This window comes from Ottowia flava (assembly GCF_008017535.1).
Taxonomy (GTDB): domain Bacteria; phylum Pseudomonadota; class Gammaproteobacteria; order Burkholderiales; family Burkholderiaceae_C; genus Ottowia; species Ottowia flava.
The window spans coordinates 1-20,886 of sequence record NZ_VRUA01000014.1; the positions used below are offsets into that span (position 1 = coordinate 1).

General features: G+C 66.3%; 19 protein-coding genes and 1 pseudogene. 15 read left to right on the forward strand and 5 right to left on the reverse strand.

Features of this window, described 5'->3' with window-relative positions; genetic code table 11:
* Both FVQ98_RS13670 and FVQ98_RS13675 read right to left on the reverse strand, forming a co-directional pair.
* Window positions 1-113, reverse strand: a pseudogene (locus FVQ98_RS13670) (IS481 family transposase); the annotation flags it as partial.
* Window positions 114-329: 216 nt separating this feature from the next.
* Window positions 330-1,154, reverse strand: coding sequence for a mechanosensitive ion channel family protein (locus FVQ98_RS13675; protein ID WP_147914014.1), 825 nt, complete (start codon window positions 1,152-1,154; stop codon window positions 330-332).
* 348 nt (window positions 1,155-1,502) lie between these two features.
* Between FVQ98_RS13675 and selD the strand changes: the two genes are divergently transcribed.
* The 8 genes from selD to FVQ98_RS13715 all read left to right on the forward strand — a co-directional run bounded on the left by selD (window position 1,503) and on the right by FVQ98_RS13715 (window position 10,828).
* On the forward strand, window positions 1,503-2,594 hold the full coding sequence (selD, locus tag FVQ98_RS13680) for a selenide, water dikinase SelD (protein WP_147914015.1): 1,092 nt from the start codon (window positions 1,503-1,505) through the stop codon (window positions 2,592-2,594).
* A 467-nt stretch (window positions 2,595-3,061) separates the two neighbouring features.
* Window positions 3,062-4,351, forward strand: coding sequence for a signal recognition particle-docking protein FtsY (gene ftsY / locus FVQ98_RS13685; protein WP_147914108.1), 1,290 nt, complete (start codon window positions 3,062-3,064; stop codon window positions 4,349-4,351).
* Between the two features lie 111 nt (window positions 4,352-4,462).
* Entirely contained in the window at window positions 4,463-5,554 is a 1,092-nt protein-coding gene (locus tag FVQ98_RS13690; protein WP_147914016.1) for an NAD(P)/FAD-dependent oxidoreductase, read from the forward strand.
* Between the two features lie 346 nt (window positions 5,555-5,900).
* Window positions 5,901-7,106 (forward strand): ABC transporter substrate-binding protein, encoded by a 1,206-nt coding sequence (locus tag FVQ98_RS13695; RefSeq protein ID WP_147914017.1) that lies wholly within the window; start codon window positions 5,901-5,903, stop codon window positions 7,104-7,106.
* Between the two features lie 79 nt (window positions 7,107-7,185).
* On the forward strand, window positions 7,186-8,049 hold the full coding sequence (locus tag FVQ98_RS13700) for a branched-chain amino acid ABC transporter permease (protein ID WP_147914018.1): 864 nt from the start codon (window positions 7,186-7,188) through the stop codon (window positions 8,047-8,049).
* Between the two features lie 184 nt (window positions 8,050-8,233).
* Window positions 8,234-9,262 (forward strand): branched-chain amino acid ABC transporter permease, encoded by a 1,029-nt coding sequence (locus FVQ98_RS13705; protein WP_147914019.1) that lies wholly within the window; start codon window positions 8,234-8,236, stop codon window positions 9,260-9,262.
* Window positions 9,255-10,016 carry an ABC transporter ATP-binding protein gene (locus FVQ98_RS13710; RefSeq protein WP_147914020.1) on the forward strand — a complete coding sequence of 254 codons (762 nt, stop codon included), beginning with the start codon at window positions 9,255-9,257 and terminating at the stop codon, window positions 10,014-10,016. The genes FVQ98_RS13705 and FVQ98_RS13710 overlap by 8 nt, the downstream gene beginning before the upstream one ends.
* A 2-nt stretch (window positions 10,017-10,018) precedes the next feature.
* Window positions 10,019-10,828, forward strand: a complete 810-nt coding sequence (locus tag FVQ98_RS13715) for an ABC transporter ATP-binding protein (protein ID WP_147914021.1) — start codon at window positions 10,019-10,021, stop codon at window positions 10,826-10,828.
* A 104-nt stretch (window positions 10,829-10,932) separates the two neighbouring features.
* Here FVQ98_RS13715 and FVQ98_RS13720 read toward each other — a convergent pair whose 3' ends face one another.
* A complete protein-coding gene (locus FVQ98_RS13720; protein WP_255507782.1) occupies window positions 10,933-11,712 on the reverse strand; it encodes a M48 family metallopeptidase in 780 nt (259 codons plus the stop codon).
* Between the two features lie 219 nt (window positions 11,713-11,931).
* Entirely contained in the window at window positions 11,932-12,708 is a 777-nt protein-coding gene (locus tag FVQ98_RS13725; RefSeq protein ID WP_147914022.1) for an IclR family transcriptional regulator domain-containing protein, read from the reverse strand.
* Between the two features lie 138 nt (window positions 12,709-12,846).
* Here FVQ98_RS13725 and pobA point away from each other — a divergent pair, with 138 nt between their 5' ends.
* Window positions 12,847-14,049, forward strand: a complete 1,203-nt coding sequence (pobA, locus tag FVQ98_RS13730) for a 4-hydroxybenzoate 3-monooxygenase (protein ID WP_147914023.1) — start codon at window positions 12,847-12,849, stop codon at window positions 14,047-14,049.
* A gap of 51 nt (window positions 14,050-14,100) precedes the next feature.
* Here pobA and FVQ98_RS13735 read toward each other — a convergent pair whose 3' ends face one another.
* The gene (locus FVQ98_RS13735) at window positions 14,101-14,403 is read right to left on the reverse strand and encodes a YciI family protein (protein ID WP_147914024.1); all 303 of its coding nucleotides are present in this window, start codon (window positions 14,401-14,403) and stop codon (window positions 14,101-14,103) included.
* A gap of 118 nt (window positions 14,404-14,521) precedes the next feature.
* Between FVQ98_RS13735 and FVQ98_RS13740 the strand changes: the two genes are divergently transcribed.
* From FVQ98_RS13740 to FVQ98_RS13765, 6 genes are all read left to right on the forward strand, one after another.
* Window positions 14,522-15,472, forward strand: a complete 951-nt coding sequence (locus FVQ98_RS13740; protein ID WP_147914025.1) for a LysR family transcriptional regulator — start codon at window positions 14,522-14,524, stop codon at window positions 15,470-15,472.
* Window positions 15,473-15,650: 178 nt separating this feature from the next.
* A complete protein-coding gene (locus FVQ98_RS13745; RefSeq protein WP_147914026.1) occupies window positions 15,651-16,160 on the forward strand; it encodes a cupin domain-containing protein in 510 nt (169 codons plus the stop codon).
* Between the two features lie 53 nt (window positions 16,161-16,213).
* A complete protein-coding gene (locus FVQ98_RS13750) occupies window positions 16,214-17,221 on the forward strand; it encodes a hydroxyquinol 1,2-dioxygenase (RefSeq protein WP_147914027.1) in 1,008 nt (335 codons plus the stop codon).
* Window positions 17,222-17,321: 100 nt separating this feature from the next.
* Entirely contained in the window at window positions 17,322-18,785 is a 1,464-nt protein-coding gene (locus FVQ98_RS13755; RefSeq protein ID WP_147914110.1) for an aldehyde dehydrogenase family protein, read from the forward strand.
* Between the two features lie 123 nt (window positions 18,786-18,908).
* Window positions 18,909-19,775: a tripartite tricarboxylate transporter substrate binding protein gene (locus FVQ98_RS13760; protein ID WP_255507783.1), complete on the forward strand. Its 867-nt coding sequence runs from the start codon at window positions 18,909-18,911 to the stop codon at window positions 19,773-19,775.
* A gap of 14 nt (window positions 19,776-19,789) precedes the next feature.
* Window positions 19,790-20,857: a maleylacetate reductase gene (locus FVQ98_RS13765; RefSeq protein WP_147914029.1), complete on the forward strand. Its 1,068-nt coding sequence runs from the start codon at window positions 19,790-19,792 to the stop codon at window positions 20,855-20,857.
* Window positions 20,858-20,886: the final 29 nt, after the last annotated feature.

Here is a 20,886-nt window from a genome sequence, read left to right on the forward strand (position 1 = left end):
CGAGTGCTGATGCCGGCAGCCTCGGCTGCCGGCATCAGGCCAATCAAGGCGATCTGAGAAACCAAATGGGCTCTCCCTTTGGGCGTCAATGAGGCATTCTTATGGGTGTTCATCCGGGGAGTGCTGAAGCAGCCGGTTTGGCTTGAGAACCTCCATCTTGCTTCACCTCGGGTGAACAACCTCTTGGGAAACGACACCTAGGCGCACGGCCTTGTCGGCCAAGGGCGCGACCGGCGCGGCGGGTGGCCTGTGGGCACAAAAAACCCGCCACGCGGGCGGGTCGGTCAAGCCGAAGGGGCGCGGACGGGGTCGCCGCCGCGGTCGCCCCGTCAGCCCGCCACCGGGCCGGCCTGGCGGTAGGCCACGGGCGTTTCCGGCACCGGGTAGCCGGCCGCGCCGAAGGTGTCGACGATGGCCTTGTTGGTGTCGAAGTAAACCTGCCAGTAGTGGTCGGTATGCGTGTAGGGGCGCACGCACAGCTTGGGGCCTTCGGGCGTGAATTCGAGGATCTCGATGTCGGGCGCCGGGTCGGCCGCGACGTTGGGGATGGCGGCGATCACCGGGCGCAGGCGCGCGATGGCGTCGGTCGGGCTGACGCTGTTGGCCACCTTGGCCACGCAGTCCACGCGGCGCACCGGCAGCGCGCTGTAGTTCTGGATGTTGTCGCCAAACACCTTGCCGTTGCCGACGATGGTGGTCACGTTGTCGGGCGTGACGACGGTGGTGCCGAACAGGCCCAGCTCCTTCACCGTGCCGGTCACGCCGCCGGCCTGGATGAAGTCACCCACCTTGTAGGGGCGCAGCACCTGCATGAACACGCCCGCGGCGAAGTTGCCCAGCATGCCGCTCCACGCCGCACCAATGGCCAGGCCGGCGCCCGCCAGCAACGCCGCGAACGAGGTGGTGCGCACGCCGAACAGGTCCAGAATCGCCAGGATCAGGACGATGTTCAGCACCACCGCGATGATGGATTTCAGGTAGTTGGCCAGCGTGGCGTCGATCTTGCCGCCGCGCTCGAACGCCTTGCCGATCAGGTTGACGGCCAGGTTGATCAGCCAGCGGCCGATGATCCAGGCGACGATCGCCGTCAGCAGCTTGATGGCGAAATCCACACCTTGCGTGGACAGGAATTGCCAGATGTCTTGGGTGTTCATGCGCTTCTCTCCAGGAGGTCCCTTCCGTTGAATCGGCGGCACTCTGCCAGCGCGCATGCCGCGCCGGTGCGCCCCGCGTCGGCCAGCGTGACATCCGTCACGCACGCGTCAGGCGGGTGAGACGTTCGGCGCGCACAGGCGCCGGGTGCTGCGCAGCGGGTTCGCGTGGCCACGCCGCACATCAGCGGTGCTGGCAGCGCCTGGCGCCTGTCACCGCCGCCCGACCAATTACTTCTCTTTTGATAGCTGCCTGCGCAGGTGGCTGTAGCGCAAGCGCCTGATTTTGCTTGCTATGTCCGCATCCCCCGCGGCGCACTTGCCGATGCGCCCTTGGGCGACAATCAGTGCATGAGCACACCGCACGCCGCCAACCCAACCGCCCCCACCACGGCACCCACCGCCGAACCCCGCCTGACCAGCCTGTCGCACGGCGGCGGCTGCGGCTGCAAGATCGCGCCGGGCGTGCTGTCCAGCATCCTGCGCGGGACCGGCGGCCTGCCGGTGCCGCCCGAACTGCTGGTGGGCATCGAGACCTCGGACGACGCCGCCGTCTACCGCCTGAACGACGAACAGGCCCTGGTCGCTACGACCGACTTTTTCATGCCCATCGTCGACGACCCGTTCGATTTCGGCCGCATCGCCGCCACCAACGCGCTGTCCGACGTGTACGCCATGGGCGGCCAACCGATCATGGCGCTGGCGCTGGTGGGCATGCCGATCAACGTGCTGTCGGTGGACACCATCGGCAAGATCCTGGAAGGCGGCGCCAGCGTGTGCCGCACCGCCGGCATTCCGATTGCGGGCGGGCACACCATCGACTCGGTCGAAGCCATTTACGGCCTGGTCGCGCTGGGCTTGGTGCACCCCGACCGCATCAAGAAAAACAGCGGCGCGCAACCGGGCGACGTGCTGGTGCTGGGCAAGCCGCTGGGCGTGGGCATCTATTCCGCTGCACTGAAAAAAGGCCAGCTGCCCACCGACGGCTACGCGCGCATGATCGACAGCACCACGCGCCTGAACACCCCCGGCACCGCGCTGGCCGCCCTGCCCGGCGTGCACGCGCTGACCGACGTCACCGGCTTTGGCCTGGCCGGCCACGCGCTTGAATTGGCGCGCGGCGCCAGCGTCACCGCGCAGATCGACTGGGCCGCCGTGCCCCTGCTGCCCGGCGCGCGCGACTTGGCGACGCAAGGCACCGTGACCGGCGCCAGCGGCCGCAACTGGGCCGCCTACGGCCAAGACATCGCCCTGCCCACCGGTTTTGCCGACGCCGAGCGTGCCCTGCTCACCGACCCGCAGACCAGCGGCGGCCTCTTGGTGGCTTGCGAGCCGGCTGCAGCGCCGGCGGTGCTGTCGGTGTTCCGCAGTCAGGGCTTTGCGGACGCTGCTGTCGTGGGCGCGGTGACGGCAGCCGCCGCGCAACCTTTGGTGGTGCGTTAAGTATCGACAGGCGAAGACCCGCCGGGCGATCACGCCGTGCGGGTGGACACCGCGGGCGGATGTGCACCGCACGGGCCTGTTCACGACGCCACCTGCGCCAGCACAAGCACCCAGTCACAGGTCGCCACCTAGAATCTGTCTTGATGTTCAGCTTCTTCCGCCGAAAAAAGGCCGCCGAACCGGCCCCCGCTACCCCCGCAACGCCCCCCGTCGATGCGGCTGCGCCTGCGCCGAGCGCGGCGCCCGAAGTACCGGTGGCCACGCCGTCGCCAACTGCCCCGGCCGTGCCAGCCCAGTCTTCCGCTGTGCCCAGCTCTCCGCCGGCGACGGCTGCACCATGGTCGCCTTCGCCCGACGCCCCCGCGCCTCCTGCCGTTCAGGCGCCAGCACCTCAAGGCTTCTCCGGCTGGGCCCCCGCGCCCTCGCCTGTACCGGCGCCTACGCAGGCCGCCGGTTCGGGCGCTGCACTGGAGGGCTGGGTCCAGACGGGTCAGACAACGCCTGAGGTCGCGCCGGTTGACGCGCCAGCGCCACCTCCAACCATTGCTCCTGCTGCGGCCTCCGCAGAAACCGCAGCACTGGCATCCCCGGCTGCCGATGCCGTTGCGCCGGCGGCATCCCCCGCTGCCGCGCCCGTGGCCGTCCCGACCACGGCTTTGTCGTCGGTGGACCCTGTGCCGGTGCCCCTGGCGCCGGCCGCTCCGGCTCTTGCGGCAGCCAAGGCCAAACCCGCGCCCACCCGCATGGCCGCCAGCACCGTCGACGCTCCTGTTTTCGGAGCTACCCGCGCTGATGGCTCTAGCGCTGCAAGCCAAAATGACCTGGAAGCGGTGCCGGTATCGGCTGCAACCGTGGCCACCCGCTCGGGCTGGCTGGACCGCCTGAAGACCGGGCTGCGCAAGACCGGCAGTTCGATCACCACGGTGTTCACCGGCGCACAGATCGACGACGCGCTGTACGAAGACCTGGAGACCGCGTTGCTGATGGCCGACGCCGGCGTGCAGGCGACGGAATTCCTGCTGGCCGATCTGAAGCGCCGGGTGAAAGACACGCGCGCCACCGATGCAACGCAGGTCAAGGCGCTGCTGCAGGACGCCATCGCCGACATGCTGGCGCCACTGGAAAAGCCGCTGACGGTCGGCGTGTACCACCCCACGGTGATTATGGTCGCGGGCGTCAACGGCGCCGGCAAGACGACCAGCATCGGCAAGCTGACCAAGCACCTGGCGGACGCCGGCGCTACCGTGCTGCTGGCCGCGGCCGACACCTTCCGCGCCGCCGCGCGCGAGCAACTGGCCGTCTGGGCCGACCGCAACCAGGTGGAAATCGTCAGCCAGCAAGGCGCCGACCCGTCCGCCGTCAGTTTTGACGCCGTGGCCGCCGGCCGCGCGCGCGACCTGGACGTGGTGCTGGTCGACACCGCTGGGCGCCTGCCGACGCAGAAACACCTGATGGAAGAGCTGACCAAGATCCGCCGCGTGGTCACCAAGGCCGACATCACCGCGCCGCACGAGGTGCTGCTGGTGATCGATGGCAACACCGGCCAGAACGCGCTGGCGCAAGTGAAGGCGTTCGACGATTCGGTGCAGCTCACCGGCCTGATCGTCACCAAGCTGGACGGCACGGCCAAAGGCGGCGTGCTGTGTGCCATCGCGCGCGAAAAGCCGGTGCCGGTCTACTTTGTTGGCGTGGGCGAACGGCTGGAAGACCTGCAGACCTTCCGCGCACGCGAATTCGCGCAGGCGCTGGTCGGCTGAACAAGCAGCGGGTCCGCGCCGCCCGCCATCATTTACTGCTACCCGTTCGGGCCCTGCTGCAACGGATTGAAACGTCGCAGCAGGCGCAGGCCCACTCGATACACTCGCAGCATGACCGTGAACCCCTCCCGCAAGCACCTGGTCCTGGTGGGCGCAGGCCGCGCCAATCTCCAGGTGCTCAAAGGACTGGCCCGACAAGGTTCGGGCGACATGAGTGTCACCTTGGTGGCGCCGCACCCTTACTACATCGATTCCGCCATGCTGCCCGGCTACGTCGCGGGCGACTATGCGCTGGACGACGTGCGCATCGCGCTCGACCCGCTGGTAGAGGCCAGTGGCGTGACCTTCGCGCCCGCACACGTGCATTCGCTGGACGCAGGCGGTCGCCGCATCCAGTTGACCAGCGGCGACGCGCTGCCCTACGACGTGCTCTCCATCGACGCCGAGCCCACGCTGTCGCGTGAAGCGGTCGAGGACGTGATGCCGGGCGCGCGCCGCAACGCCTTGTTCGTGCACCCGCATGAAGCTTTCGTGCAGCTGTGGCCGCAATTGCAATCGCTGGCCAGCCAGCGCGCCTTGCAGGTCGCCGTGATCGGCGAGGACCTCGCCGGGGTGGAAATGGCGATGGCGGTGGCGCATGCGCTGGCCAATCCGCATGGCAGCCGGGTGTCGCTGGTAGCGGGCGACGCGCCGCTGCTGGCCGATCAACCTGCCAGCCTGCAGCGCCGTGTGCTGGCGCGCCTGAAAGCAATGAACATCACCGTGCTGCAGGACCATTGCATCGGTCTGGACGGCCAGGCTGTGCAATTGGCCAGTGGCGCCACACTGCTGTGCGACGCGCCCTTGCTGGCGCTGGAAGCCGGTACGCCAACCTGGCTGCGCCAGGCTGGTCTGCAGGCCGACGAGGCCGGCGAGCCGGTAGTCAATGAACGCCTGCAGAGCGAAAGCCACCGCCAGATCTTCATCGTGCCGCCACGCGCCCCGGCCGAGATCGGCCCGGTGCTGGAGGCCAACCTGCGCACCGCGATGGATGGCGGCAACTTCAGGAAAGCGCCGCTCGACGTCTCGCGCCTGCGCACGGTGGCTTGCGGCGATGGCCACGCGATTGCTGCCTGGGGTCCGCTGGCACTGGAGGGCCGGGAGGTCTGGAACTGGAAGGACCGCCGCGACCGCCGTCAGCTTGCGGCCATGTTCGCGACCTGAGATCGCAGGCTCACGGTCGGCGCGGCCGCTTTGTCGAGCAAGCCCGCCAACCAACGAGACCCTTTCCCGTTTGGCGGCCAGCGCAACGACTGGGGTTTCGCCTTTCCGGGAAGTGACGGCCCCAAAGGGACCGTCCGCCAGTCGACTTGATCGGATCAATCTTTGGGTAAACCCTAGATTTTTCCCCGACACTGCGCACTATACTGCCACTTAACAGGCACTTTAATTCATATTTAAGGTGTACTGGAAGACGCAGTCGCGTGGGCTCTCAGGGAAAGTCGGGGCATACGAGCCCCTCCTGCTGCCCCACAATGTCGCCATTACTTGACACCTAAAGGAGTTTTGCATGACCCACACCACCCGTGCGCTCAACCGCCGCCTCATGCTGTCTCGCAGCGCCGCCGTGGTCGGGGCCAGCTCCTCCGGCCTGCTGCTGCCTGAAATCGTTCGCGCGCAAGGCAACAAGATCAAGATCGGCTTCATGCTGCCCTACACCGGCACCTTCGCCCAGCTGGGCGTCGCCATCGAAAACGGTGTGCGCATGGCCATCGCCGAAAAAGGCGGCAAGTTGGGTGGCCGCGAGATCGAATGGGTCAAGGTCGACGACGAATCGGAACCCTCCAAAGGCGTTGAAAACGCGCAGAAGCTGGTCCAGCGCGACAAGGTGGACGTGCTGATCGGCACGGTGCACTCGGGCGTGCAGATGGGCATCCAGAAAGTGGCGCGCGACTCCGGCGTGTTGAACATCATCCCCAATGCCGGCGTGCACGCGGCCACGCGCGGACTGTGCGCGGTCAACGTCTTCCGCACCAGCTTCACCAACAGCCAGCCCACCATGGCGCTGGGCAAGCCCATGATGGACAAGGGCCTGAAGAAGGCCGTGTGGATCACCTGGAAATACGCGGCCGGTGACGAGGCCTTCGAGGGCTTCAAGGAAAGCTACACCAAGGCCGGCGGCACCATCGTCAAGGAACTCGGCCTGCCCTTCCCGAACGTCGAATTCCAGGCGCTGCTGACCGAGATCGCCAGCCTCAAGCCCGACGCTGTTGCCTGCTTCTTCGCCGGCGCGGGTGCGGCCAAATTCATGCGCGATTACGCCGCTGCCGGTCTGCAGGGCAAGATTCCGCTGTACGGCTCGGGCTTCCTGACCGAAGGCGTGATCCAGGCCGCCGGCCCCGCCGCCGAAGGCGTGTACTCCACGCTGCACTACGCCGACTCGCTCGACACGCCGCGCAACAAGCAGTTCCGCGACGCCTACGCCCAGCAGTTCAAGCTGCAGCCCGACGTGTACGCCGTGCAAGGCTACGACTCCGGCCAATTGCTGGTGCAAGGCCTGGCGGCCGTCAAGGGCGACATGTCGAACAAGGCGGCGCTGTACAAAGCCATGGAATCGGCCGTCATCGACAGCCCGCGCGGCAAGTGGACCATGAGCAAGGCCCACAACCCGGTGCAGGACATCTACCTGCGCGTGGTCGAAAAAGGCGACAACAAGGTGCTCGGTGTCGCCGCCAAGGCTCTGGCAGACTCGGGGGCCGGCTGCAAGCTGGCGTGATCGCCGCGCGCGTCAGCAAGACGGCGGAAGCATCCGCCGTTTTTTTTGACCGGCCGATCCGGCCCAACGGAACGCACCTGTGGACTTCGCGAATTTTCTGATCCAGACGCTCAACAGCGTGCAGTACGGCCTGCTGCTGTTCATGCTGGCGGCCGGCCTGACCTTGATCTTCGGCATCATGGGCGTGGTGAACCTGGCGCACGGCAGCTTCTACATGCTGGGGGCCTACCTGGCATTTTCGCTGTCCAGCCATCTGGGCAGCTTCACCGCCGCGATCATCGTGGGCACGCTGCTGTCGGTGGTGTTCGGGCTGGTGCTCGAGCGCGTGCTGTTCCGCTACTTCTACCACCGAGACCACCTCGACCAGGTGCTGCTCACGTTCGGTCTGATCTACATCTTTGAAGAGATGCGCTCGCTGCTTTGGGGCGACGATGTGCATGGCGTGGCCATTCCCGCATTGCTGTCGGGCTCGATCCCGCTGACCGATACGCTGTCTTATCCCGTGTACCGCCTGTTCATGATGGGCGTGTGCGTGCTGCTGGCCATCGGGCTGTATCTGCTGATCAACAAGACTCGACTGGGCATGAAAATCCGCGCAGGCGCCTTCAACCGCGACATGACCGAGTCGCTGGGCATCAACATCAAGCTGATCCACGCGGTGGTGTTCGCCATCGGTGTCGCGCTGGCCTCAGTGGCCGGCATGATCGCCGCGCCCATTTCCAGCGTCTACCCCAACATGGGCTCGTCGGTGCTGATCATGTGCTTCGTCGTGGTGGTGATCGGCGGCATTGGTTCGGTGCGCGGTGCGCTCATCGCCGCCCTGCTGGTCGGGTTCGTCGACACGTTCGGCAAGGTGCTGTTGCCCCACGTGGCCGGCATGCTGGTCTACATGTTGATGGCGGCAGTCCTGTTGTGGAAGCCGGAAGGACTGTTCAAGCAATGAAAAACATGCAGCCCCCACGCTCCCCTGCTTCGCAGGGTGCGCTGCCCCCCGAGGGGGCTCAGGCCGCCTTGGGAGCGGCCCGGCGCCGGCCTGGCTTGTCCCCTTGCATCGCTGCAGCGCGTCACGTGGCGCGTGCGCGATCCGATAGCGGCGTTGCCCTCTTTGACCTATGGGGTCGCGACGCATGAGTGCAGCGCAATCGCATCTGGAAACCCTGCCGCGCAGCGTGCAGGTGGTGTTGGCGCTGGGCCTGATCGCGCTGGCGGTCTTCCCCTTGGTTGGCAGCGACTTCTACCAGCAGATGGTCACGCGGATGATGATCCTGGCCATCCTTGCGATGAGCCTCGACCTGCTGCAGGGCGTCACCGGCCTGGTGTCGCTGGGTCACGCCGCCTTCTTCGGCCTGGGCGGCTACGCGCTGGCCCTGGTGTCGTCCGACAACGGGCCGATCAGCCTGTGGTGGTCGCTGCCGGTGGCCGTGCTGGCATCGGGCCTGGCGGCGCTAATCATCGGCTTCTTCGTGGTGCGCACGCGCGGCATCTACTTCATCATGGTGACGATGGCGTTCGCCCAGATGCTGTTCTTCCTGGTGTTCGACAACAAGGAGCTGAGGCTGTTTGGCGATTTCGCGCTCAAGCTGGGCGGCTCGGACGGCGTCTACATCAACTTCAAGCCCGACGCCGGCCTGTTCGACCTGGAAAACAAGCGCGTCTTCTACTACTTCGTGCTGGCCATGCTGATCGCCGTGTACGCCTTCCTGCGCCGTGTGCTCTGGAGCCCGTTCGGCCGCGCGCTGGCTGGTGTGCGCGTCAACGAGCACCGCATGCGCGCCGTCGGCTACGGCACCTTCAGCTACAAGCTGACGGCGTTCACGCTGGCCGGCGCGCTCGCGGGTCTGGCAGGTTACCTCTGGGGCGCGCAGACCGGCTTCGTCAACCCCGAGCTGATGGGTTTCCACATGAGCGCGCACGCCATCATGATGGTGATCCTGGGTGGCATGGGCAACTTTGCCGGTGCCATCGTGGGGGCCTTCGCGTTCGAATTCATGCTGGAGCTGTTCAAGGACCTGCCCTCCATCGGCAGCTTCAACACCGGCAAGCACTGGCAGCTGTGGATGGGCCTGTTCATCGTCGCCGTTATCGTCTTCGCGCCGCGCGGCCTGCTGGGCCTGGTCAGCCAGTTCAGCCGCCGCAAGGAGGCCGAGCATGAGTGAAGTGCTGCTGCGCGCCAGCCACCTGACCAAGCGCTTCGGCGGCCTGGCCGCGGTCAACGACGTGTCGGTTGACCTGTGGCGCGACCGCATCCACGTGGTCATCGGGCCCAACGGCGCGGGCAAATCCACGTTGACCAACCTGCTCTCGGGCGACTTGCCGCCAACGTCCGGCACGATTTTGCTGGGCGAGCACGACGTCACCAAGTCATCGCCCGAACAGATCTCGCGCCGCGGCCTGGGCCGCAGCTACCAGAAGACCAACATCTTCCTGCCTTTCACCGTGTGGGAAAACGTGCGCCTGGCCGCCCAGTCGCGCGCGCCGCAGCAGCCCTGGAACCCGGTGCGCTGGCTGCAGGACGCCAGCCGCGACCGCAGCGTCAACGAACGCGCCGAAAAAGCGCTGGAACTGGCTGGCCTGACCGCCCGCCGGCACTTCATCGCCGGGGCCGCCAGCCACGGCGAGCAGCGCCAGCTCGAGATCGCCATGACGCTGGCCACCGACCCGCAGGTGCTGCTGCTGGACGAGCCGCTGGCCGGCATGGGCGTGGCCGAGGCCGAACGCATGGTCGAGTTGCTGCTGCGCCTGAAGCCCCAGCACGCCATGATGCTCGTCGAGCACGACATTGACGCGATCTTCGCGCTGGCCGACCACCTCACGGTGATGGTCAACGGCACCGTCATTGCCAGCGGCGAGCCCGCCGCCATCCGCGCCGACCGCGGTGTCCAGGCGGCCTACCTGGGCGAGGAACACTGAGCATGGCCACCCAATCCAACGCCAACCTGGCCGACGACCCGAACGATCCGCTGGCCCCGCGCTCGCAGAACCGCGCGCCCACGCAGCGGCACGGGCACGACCCCAACCTGCTGATCCACGCGATCGACCTGCACAGCTACTACGGCGCCAGCCACATCCTCAAGGGTGTGAACTTCATGGTGCGCCGCGGCGAGACCATCGGCCTGATGGGCCGCAACGGCATGGGCAAGAGCACCCTGCTCAAGTCCATCATGGGGCTGGTCAAGCCGCGCCGCGGCGGCGTGCTGGTGATGGGCAAACCCATGACGGGCCGCGCACCGTATGAAATCGCCCAGCTGGGCGTGGCCTACGTGCCCGAAGGCCGTGGCATCTTCGGCAACCTGAGCGTCGTTGAAAACCTGAAGATGGCCGCCCGTCCCGGCACGCGCGGCCAGCGCGACTGGACCTACGACCGGGTGCTGGAAACCTTCCCCCGCCTGAAGGAACGCCTGAACCACGGAGGCCAGCAGTTGTCGGGCGGCGAGCAGCAGATGCTGACCATCGGCCGCGCGCTGATGACCAACCCCGACGTGCTGATCCTGGACGAAGCCACCGAAGGCCTGGCACCGCTGATCGCGCGCGAGATCTGGCGCATCTGCGACGTGATCCGCGACAGCGGCATCAGCAGCGTGATCGTCGACAAGAACTGGAAGCACGTGACCCAGGTGACCGACCGCAATGTCATCCTGGTCAAGGGCGAGGTGGTGTTTGAAGGCACGTCTGCGGCGCTGATCGAGCAGCCTCAGTTGCTGACCCAACACCTCGGCGTTTAAAGCCAAATCGACTGCCAGCCCTACTCAGACCAGCGCAAGCTGCTATCAAAAGAAAAGCGCCCCGCGGGGCGCTTTTCAGTTTAGGCGGGTTGCCTGCGATCAGCTTACTTGGAAGCCATGTCGCGCATGCGGTCGGCGCGGGCGCCCGGATCCGGGTGCGTGGACATCATGTTTTCCATGGCGCTGGCTTTCTTGCCGTTGCGCTGCGCTTCCAGCTTGCGGAAGGCCGATTCCATGGCCTTGACGTTGTAGCCGTGCTTTTTCATGAAGGCCAGGCCGTAATCGTCCGACGAGGTTTCCTGGCTTTGCGAGAACTGGCTGTTGACCAGCGCCTCACCCATTTCGCCCAACTCCGACGCGGCCAGCGCGCCACCCGCGCCGCGCGAGCTGGCAGCTGCCTTGCGTCCGGCCGAGGCCATGTACGCGGTGCGCATGGCGCTCATGCTGTGGCCCAGCTTCACGTGACCGATTTCGTGGCCGATGATGCCCAGCATTTCCTGGTCGTTCATCAGGTCCATCAGGCCGCTGTAGACGCGGATCGAACCATCGGGCGTCGCGTTGGCGTTCACCTGCGGGCTCAGGTAGACCTTGTAGTTCAGGGTCATGCCGTCTTCGTTCTGATGCTTGCGCGTCAAGCGCTCCAGGCGCTGGGCGTATTTGTTCTTGGGCGGGGCCACGCGCGCCTGCTTGTCTTCTGCCGCGCGAAGCTGCAGCGACGCGTTCTTCAGTTCGTCTTCGGACACCGTCACGGCCTTGGCCATGTCCAGCACGGCACCTACCTTGCCGTCGGCCGACACACCGCTTCCACTGCCCCCCGTGGCGCTGCAGCCAGCCAGCCAAAGGGCCACCACACCGGTGGCGACCACCGTCATTCTGATTGTCATATCTGCCAAATCTCCCTCGGTACTCGTTCAGGTTCTGCGCACCGGCCCCATGCCGACGGCGCGAAACATCATACCCTGGGGGTCTATCAGGAAAATGACACATCAGTCGTCAAACTATGACGCCGACCCTGGGCGCGAACGAATCAGATCAACGGTCGATCAACTCAGAGCATTTTTGGCCTTGAGCGCAACAACCGCCTGCGCTGATAGCTCTATTATTCATAGCATTTCCCGCAAACCCCGCGCTGCCGTCTGCAGCCGAGGCAACTGCTCGGCCGCCAGCAGTTGGGGGCTGGCGCGGTCGGGCGGGACGATCACGTTCAGCGCCGCCACGGTGCGGCCCTGGGCGTTGCGCAGCGGCACCGCCACGGCCAGCACGCCCAACTCGTGTTCCTCGCTGGCCACGCAGTGGTCGTCGTGCGCCACCGCGTCCAGCAAGGCAAGAAAGGCGTCGGGTTCGGTTGTGGTGCGCGGCGTCAGGCGCGGCAGGGGGCGGCCAGCCAGCCAGGCCGTGCGTTCGGCCGGCGGCAGCGCGGCCAGCAACACGCGCCCGGTCGACGTGGCATGCGCCGGCAGGCGCGCGCCCAGGTGCATGCCGTAGGCCAGCAGCCGTGTCGACGGCCCGGCCAGGCCCGCGCTGCGCGCGATGATGACCACCTCGTCCCCGTCCAGCACGACGGCGGAGTACACGTTCTGCGTTTCGGCCGCCAGGCGGTTGAGCGTGGGCTGGATCACCCGCGGCAGCCGCGCCGATGCGAGGTAGGCGCCCGCCAGCCGGAGCGCGCGCGGACCCAGCCAGTAAAAGCTGCCGTCCGTTTCGAGGTAGCCCACATGCGCCAGGGTGAGCAAATGGCGCCGCGCCGCCGCCCGCGTCAGACCCGCACGTTGGGCGGCCTGCGTGGCGTTCAGGCGCTGGCGCTCGGTGTCGAAGCTTTCCAGCACCGCCAAGCCCTTGACCAGGCCGGCAATCGTGTCGGCGTGCGTGATCTGCGTCATGTTGCGCGATGATCGCACAACCTAGCCGATCATCGCGCAACGCACGTCGGCGGCCTCTGGAGCCAGACGGCCGGGCTCCGTAAGCTCCATGGTTGATCTCGATCCGAGCCAACACCCCCATCGCCAGGAGACTTTTTCATGTCCACCACCCGCACCCAGGTCGCCATCGTTGGCGCTGGCCCGTCCGGCCTGCTGCTCGGCCAACTGCTGCACAAGGCGGGCATCGACGCCGTGATCGTCGAGCGCGTGTCGGGTGAATACGTGCTCGGCCGCATCCGCGCCGGCATCCTGGAGCAGGTCTGCATCGACCTGATGGACGAGGCCGGCGTGGGGCAACGCATGCACAGGGAGGGCCTGGTGCACGGCGGCATCGAGATGCTGTACGGCGGCCAGCGCCACCGCGTCGATCTGAACAAGTACAGCGGCGGCAAGAACGTCATGGTCTACGGCCAGACCGAGCTGACGCGCGATTTGATGGAAGCGCGCGCCGCCGCCGGGCTGCCCACGATTTACGAAGCCAAGAACACCGCCGTGCACGGCTTCGACACGGCCAAGCCGTACGTCACCTACGAGAAGGACGGCGTGGAGCACCGCATCGATTGCGACTTCATTGCCGGCTGCGATGGCTTTCACGGCGTGTGCCGCGCCAGCGCGCCGCGCTCGGCCATCCGCGAATACGAAAAGGTCTACCCTTTCGGCTGGCTCGGCCTGCTGTCGGACACGCCCCCGGTGTGCGATGAACTCATCTACGTCAACAGCCCGCGTGGCTTTGCCCTGTGCAGCCAGCGCAGCATGACGCGCAGCCGCTATTACCTGCAGGTGCCGCTGACCGACAAGGTCGAGGAATGGAGCGACGACGCGTTCTGGCAGGAGCTCAAGCTCCGCCTCGACGAGGAAGCCCGCGAGACGCTGGTGACAGGCCCGAGCATCGAAAAGAGCATTGCCCCGCTGCGCAGTTTCGTCACCGAGCCGCTGCGCTTTGGCCGCATGTTCCTGGCCGGTGATGCCGGTCACATCGTGCCGCCCACCGGCGCCAAGGGGCTGAACCTGGCCGCCACCGACGTGAAGTACCTGTACGACGCGCTGGTCGATTTCTACAAGGACAAGAGCGAAGCCGGCATCGACGACTATTCGCGCAAATGCCTGGCCCGCATCTGGCGTGCCGAACGCTTCTCATGGTGGTTCACGCAGCTGATGCACCGCTTTCCGCACGACGAGCAGATCACCGCCAAGTTCCAGAACGCCGAGCTGGACTACCTCATGCACTCCGAGGCCGGTCTGCGCACCATCGCCGAGAACTACGTCGGCCTGCCGCTGGACTTTGGCGACGCCAAGCCCTGACGCAAGCCCCGTCACACAACGGCACCGTAGCGCGTCAGGTGCCCGGGGCCCTCAGCCGTCGGCCGGCTGGCCCAGGCCCCAATGCCAGCGCCGGATCTCGACCTGGGCAAACAGCCCCGCCTGGCTGTACGGGTCGTTCTGAATGAAGTCGCGAACGGCTTCCAGCGAGCCGGCTTCCAGCACCAGCATGGTTCCGTTCATTTGCCCGTCGCTCCCGAAGGTCGGCCCGCCAACCACGGCGACCACGCCATCGCGCCGTGTGCGGATGTAGCTGCGGTGCGATTCCCGGCGCTCGGCACGCACCGCAGCGTGGTCGGGTTTGTCAGTGCCGAAGAAGACATAGTGGTCGGGCATGCGCGCTCCGTTTTCTTGACCTTGGGTTAGTACCGTAGGCAGCAGGCAGCGCCCACGCCAGAATCGCTGATCGTGCGTCCAATCCTGGCGCGTTGCAACGTGCCTGTGAAATTGCCCCATGGATCGGCTGCAGAACCTCGAGACCTTCGTTCGCGTCGCAGAAACGCAGAGCTTTGCCGAAGCCGCCCGCCAGATGCGCGTCGCCAAATCGGTCGTGACCAGCCGCATCAAGCAGCTCGAGGACTACGTCGGCGCCCCGCTGTTTCACCGCAGCACGCGCGTTGTTCGCCTCAGCGACGTGGGTCAGGCCTTCTGGCGCGAGTGTGCTGCGCTGGTTGGGCGCGCCAACGCGGTGATGGACCAGATGCGCGACGCGCAGACCGGCCCTTCCGGCGTGTTGCGCGTGCATGCCCTCACCGGCTTCGTGCTGGGCCACTTCGCGGCACTGTTGCGCCAATTCCAGGCCAGCTACCCGGACATCCGGCTCGAACTGATTGTGAGCGACGCGGTGGTCGATCCGGTCAAGGCAGGTGTCGACTGCGCGCTGCAGATCTTTCCCGCGGCGTCCACCGAACTGGTCTCGCGGCCCCTGTTTCCGGTGCGTCGCGTGTTCTGCGCCACGCCTCGCTTTCTGGAGGAAAACGGCACACCCAGAACCCCGCGCGACCTGCACGGTTTCAAACTGGGCCTGTACTCCGGCTATCCCTCGCGCGACCGCTGGACCTTCCACCACCAGGGCAAAGAGGTCACGCTCTACATGAACCCCGCGCTGCTCACCAACAGCGTGCACCTGCTGCGCGAATATGCGCTGGAACACGCGGGGATCGTGTGCCTGCCCACGCTGGTGGCGGGTGAAGCCATCCTGCGCGGCGAGCTGCAGGTGGTGCTGGCCGAACATCTGTTGTCCGCGTTCTCGCTCAACGCGGTGTACGCAGGCACCTCACGCAACGCGTTCAAGCTGCGCCTGTTCATCGAGCACATCACAGGCGCGTTTGGTCGCGTCACCCCGTGGGATGCCCAGTTGATCCAACGTGCCATCCTGCCGGAAATGCTGGTGACCGACGCCTGAACTGGCTCTGACCGAGCCCTCCGGCAGATGCGCAGCCACCCAGGGAAAACCCTGGTGATTAGACGGATTTGCCGAACAATGCGGTCCGCAGACGATGCCTACCCAAGTACGTGGGTCTCACCTAAATTTCGCTCCATGCAGCCCACAGGCTGTGACGACGAAACCAACGGAGACACCCATGACCGCCACCTACCAGACTCGCTTCGGCTCCCTGAAGGACTTTGAGAAGGGCCGCGTCGAGCCGATCGACGACGACGTCAAGCACTACGCCATGTCGAACTGCTTCGACATCGCCAGCAAGAGCCAGCCCTACGAAAAGGTCGTGTTCGGCCAGAACCAGATCTACGTGCTCGAAACCCTGCGGGCCGAAGGCGCCTCGCCCTGGTTCACCTGCGCCCACGACGAATTTGCCCTGGTGATGGATGGCACGGTAGAAATCCATCTGGTGCAACTGGACGCCGAGCAGGCCGTTGCCGACACCGAAAAGAACGGCGCCGTGCTGCTGGAAGGCGAACCGCAAGGCAAGAAGATGGGCTGGATGAAGCTCACCCGCGGTCACCAAGGCATGCTGCCCAAGAACACCGCCTACCAGTTTCGCGTGGCCGGTGACCCAGGCGTGTTGATTATGCAGACCTGCAAGGGCGATCTCTCGGTCGAGAAATGGGCCGAAATCTGCCAGACGCAGTGATCGCCGTCCCTCAGCACCTCAAAACACCTCACCGAATCGCCAGGAGACACACCATGAACGCACCCGCCGAACTCGCCCGCACGATGGCGAACGCCTCCACCGACAACCTGGGCTACCAGCAGTTCCAGCTGGGCAGCTTTGGCTTCCGCCGCGACGAATACTTCGCCCACATCACCTGGACGACGCGCGACGGCCGCCCGATGAGCCACACCCTGGACGTCGGCAACTACCTGCGCGCCCTGATGCGCGACGTGGCCTGGGGCTTCTTCTACGGCTGGGTTAACTTCGACAACGTCATCGGCACCGTCAACCACTACAAGTCGGTCGACATGTACGCCGGCAGCTTCAACGGCACCATGAAGGAAGCGGGCGTCGACATGCTCGAGAACTTCCCCACCGACCAGATCCGCGAAGTGTTTGAAGCGATGCTGGACGACTGGACCAACAGCACCTTTGACCCGTTCTCGGCCCCGCAGGAGACCGGCTCGCCCTACGGCCGAAAGAACGGCAACAGCACCGAGAAGATCACCCGTGCACGCGAGCTGGCCAAGCGCTGCGTTGGTCTGAAGGGCGACCTGGACCTGCGCAGCGACCAGCGCGGCGCGCCCGTCAACCGCGCCTTCCTGGATGTGCAGCAGGACCAGCCCGAGCTGCACCCCGAGCCGGGCTTCGAGAACGAAGTCCACGCCTTCAACCTGTTCGGGTTCCTGAGCCGCTCGCAGGTCACCTGGAACCCGAGCTTCACCTCGGTCGTCAAGCACAGCTACATGTGCCCGACGACGGAAGAGCACATCCTGCCGATCATCCACGGCAACGACCGCGTCGAGTGGTTCTTCCAGATGACGGACGAGATCCACTGGGACTGCGGCGACAAGAACACCGGCAAGCCGATGGCGCGCGTGATCATGAAGGCCGGCGACATGGCCGCCATGCCCGCCTACTGCCGCCACCAGGGCTTCAGCCCCAAGCGTTCGATGCTGCTGGTCTGGGAAAACGGCTCGCCCAGCCTGGTCTACGAGATCCAGAAGGGCGAAAGCCCGGAAATCCCGGTGAGCTTCTAAGCCCCCGTCCGGTGCGCCGCGCGGCGCACCGCTCTCCCTTTTTTCAGGATCGATCATGAATCTCGCGGACATCCAGGCCGCGGTGGGGTTGAACACGCCCATCCGCAACCAGCTTTTCATCAACGGACGCTTTGTCGATGCCGAATCGGGCGAGACACTGGCCACGCTCAACCCGCACGACAACAGCGTCATCACGCAAGTCGCCCTGGCCGGCAAGGCTGACGTGGACAAAGCCGTGGCCGCCGCCAAGCGCGCCTTCCCCGCCTGGAGCCGCATGGCCGCCGCCGACCGTGGCCGCATCCTGCTGCGCCTGGCCGAGCTGATCGAAGCCAACACCGAGGAGCTGGCGCGTCTGGAGTCGCTGGACACCGGCCATCCGGTGCGCGATTCGCGCCGTCTGGACGTGCCCCGCACGGCCGCGTGCTTCCGCTACTTCGGCGGCATGGCCGACAAGTTCCAGGGCGAGACGATTCCCGTCGAAGCCGGCTTCCTGAACTACACACTGCGCGAGCCGGTGGGCATCGTCGGGCAGGTGGTGCCGTGGAACTTCCCGCTCATGTTCACCAGCTGGAAGATGGCGCCCGCGCTGGCGGCCGGCAACTGCATCGTGATGAAGCCGGCCGAGATCACGCCGCTGTCCTCACTCAAGATCGCCGAGCTGATGGCCGAAGCCGGCATCCCGGAGGGCGTGGTCAACATGGTGCCCGGTCTGGGTAGCGTCGCCGGGCAGTACATCGCCGAGCACCCGGACATCGCCAAGATCGCCTTCACTGGCAGCACCGCGACCGGGCGCCGCATCGTGCAGGCCAGCGCCGGCAACCTGAAGAAGATCCAGCTGGAGCTGGGCGGTAAGGGCCCGAACATCGTCTTTGAAGACGCCAACCTCGACGCCGCCGTCAACGGCAGCGCCTGGGCCATCTTCCACAACCAAGGTCAGGCCTGCATTGCCGGTTCGCGCCTGATGCTGCACGAGAAGATCGCCGACCAGTTCCTGGACAAGTTCCTGCCACTGGCCCGTTCCATCAAGCTGGGCAACCCGCTGGACGACGCCACCGAAATGGGCCCGCTGACCAGCGCCGACCACCGCGACCGCGTGCTCAGCTACGTGGAAGTGGCCAAGGGCGAAGGCGGCAAGGTGCTGGCCGGCGGCGCCGGTCCTGGCGGCGAGCTGGCGGGCGGCTGCTATGTGCAACCGACCGTGGTGCACGCCCAGAGCTTCCGTGACCGGGTGGCGCAGGAAGAAGTCTTCGGCCCCTTCGTCACCGTGCTCACCTTCAAGAACGACGAAGAAGCCCTGCAGATCGCCGATGGCACCGACTACGGCCTGGGCAGCGGCCTGTGGACCAACAACCTCCAGCGCGCCCACAAGGTAGCGCGCGACTTGCACGCCGGCATGGTCTGGATCAACAGCTACAAGCGCGTCAACCCCGGCTCGCCCTTCGGTGGCGTGGGCCAGAGCGGCTACGGGCGAGAGATGGGCTTTGATGCCATGCGCGAGTACACCCAGGTCAAGAGCGTTTGGGTAAACGTCGACGCGCAGATCCCCCCCCACTTCGCGCGTTGAGGCAAGGTCATGCGTCGAGATACTCTGAAACTGATAGCTGGGTGCGCAGTATTGGCTTGGGCCAGCGCCCCAATTCATGCCCAAACCACAGCCAACTGGCCAACCAAGCCTGTCAAGCTGCTGGTGGCCTTTCCACCCGGCGGCATCGTCGACAACGTGGCGCGCCAGATCCAGGCGCCTCTGCAGGCAGCACTCGGGCAAACCGTGATCGTGGAAAACCGCGGTGGGGCGGGCGGCACCGTCGCGGCGGCGGAAGTGGCGCGCGCAGCACCGGACGGACACACGCTGCTGATGGTGTTCGACAGCTACGCGACCTACCCGCTGGTCTACCCCAAGCTGCCCTTCGACACGACGAAGGACCTCCAACCCGTCACCCAGATCGCCAGCAACCCGCTGGTGCTGGTGGTCAACCCCAAGGTGCCGGCCACCGATGTGAAGGGCTTCGTGAAGCTGCTGCAGGCACAGCCCGGCAAGCTGAACTACGCGAGCGTCGGGCCCGGGTCCAGCAACCACCTGACGGCCGAGCTTTTCAAGGCGACGACGAAGACCTTCGTCACCCATATCCCCTACCGCGGCGGCGGCCCTGCCCAGCAGGACCTGCTGGGCGGTCAGGTCGAGATGATGTTCCTGTCGGCCGTGCTGGCCCAGCCCCACGTGAAGGCCGGCAAGCTGCGCGCGCTGGCGCAGACCGGGGCCCAGCGCGTCAGCGCCTACGCCAACGTGCCAACGGTGAAAGAAAGCGGCTACCCGGACTTCGTCGTCAATTCGTGGGTGGGCATGCTGGCACCCGCCGCCACGCCTGCGCCGATGATTGACCGCCTGCAGGGCGAGATCCGCAAGATCGTCACGCAACCTGCGTTCGTGGCCAAGCTGTCCGAACAGGGCTTGACCGGCATCGCCAATACGCCCGCCGAGTTCGCCCAGGCGCTGCAGTCCGAGCAGGCCCGCTGGACGCGCCTGGTCAAGGCGCAAAACCTGAGCCTGGAATAGGAAGCGAGGGACCCATGCGCGACTTCATCTACGTCGGCCAGCCGCAACGCGTCGTCTTTGGCGCGGGCAGTCTGGCCCGGTTGGCAGGCGAGATCGATACGCTGGGCGCACGCCGCGCCCTGGTGCTCAGCACGCCCGAGCAGCGCCCGCAAGCCGAGCGTGTGGTCGAGCTGCTGGGCGACAAGGCCGCCGGCATTTTCGACCGCGCCGTGATGCACGTGCCGATCGAAACGGCGCGTGAAGCCCGCGAGGTCGCGCAGAAGCTGGGCGCCGACTGCGCCGTGGCCATCGGCGGTGGCTCCACCACCGGCCTGGGCAAGACGATTGCGCTCGATTCGGGCCTGCCGATCATCGCCATCCCCACCACCTACGCTGGCAGCGAGATGACGCCGATCTACGGCATCACCGAAGGCGGCTTGAAGAAGACCGGCAAGGACGCCCGCGTGCTGCCGCGCACCGTGATCTACGACCCCGAACTCAGCCGCACGCTGCCAGTGCGCCTGTCGATCACCAGCGGCCTGAACGCCATCGCCCACGCCGCTGAAGGCCTGTACGCCAAGGACGGCAACCCGGTGATGGACCTGATGGCCGCCGAAGGCATCCGCGCGCTGGCGCGCGCCCTGCCGGTGCTGCGCCAGACGCCGGACGATTTGGACGCCCGCAGCGACGCGCTGTACGGCGCCTGGCTGTGCGGCTCGGTGCTGGGCAACGTTGGCATGGCACTGCACCACAAGCTGTGCCACACGCTGGGCGGCAGCTTCAACCTGCCCCACGCCGAAGTGCACACCGTGGTGCTGCCGCACGCCATCGCCTTCAACGCCAGCGCCGCGCCGGAAGCCGTGCGCCGTATCGCCGAAGCCCTGGGCAGCGACAACGCCGCGCAAGGTTTGCAAGACCTGGCCCGCGACAACGGCGCGCCGATCGCGCTGAAGGACATCGGCATGCGCGCTGAAGACCTGGACCGCGCTGCCGACATCGCTGTCAGCAACCCCTACTGGAATCCGCGCCCATTCGGGCCCGAGCAGCGTGGCGAGATCCGCGCACTGCTGCAACGCGCCTACGACGGCGCGCCACCGAGTTGACCTGTTCCCCATCAACGACAACGACCCGA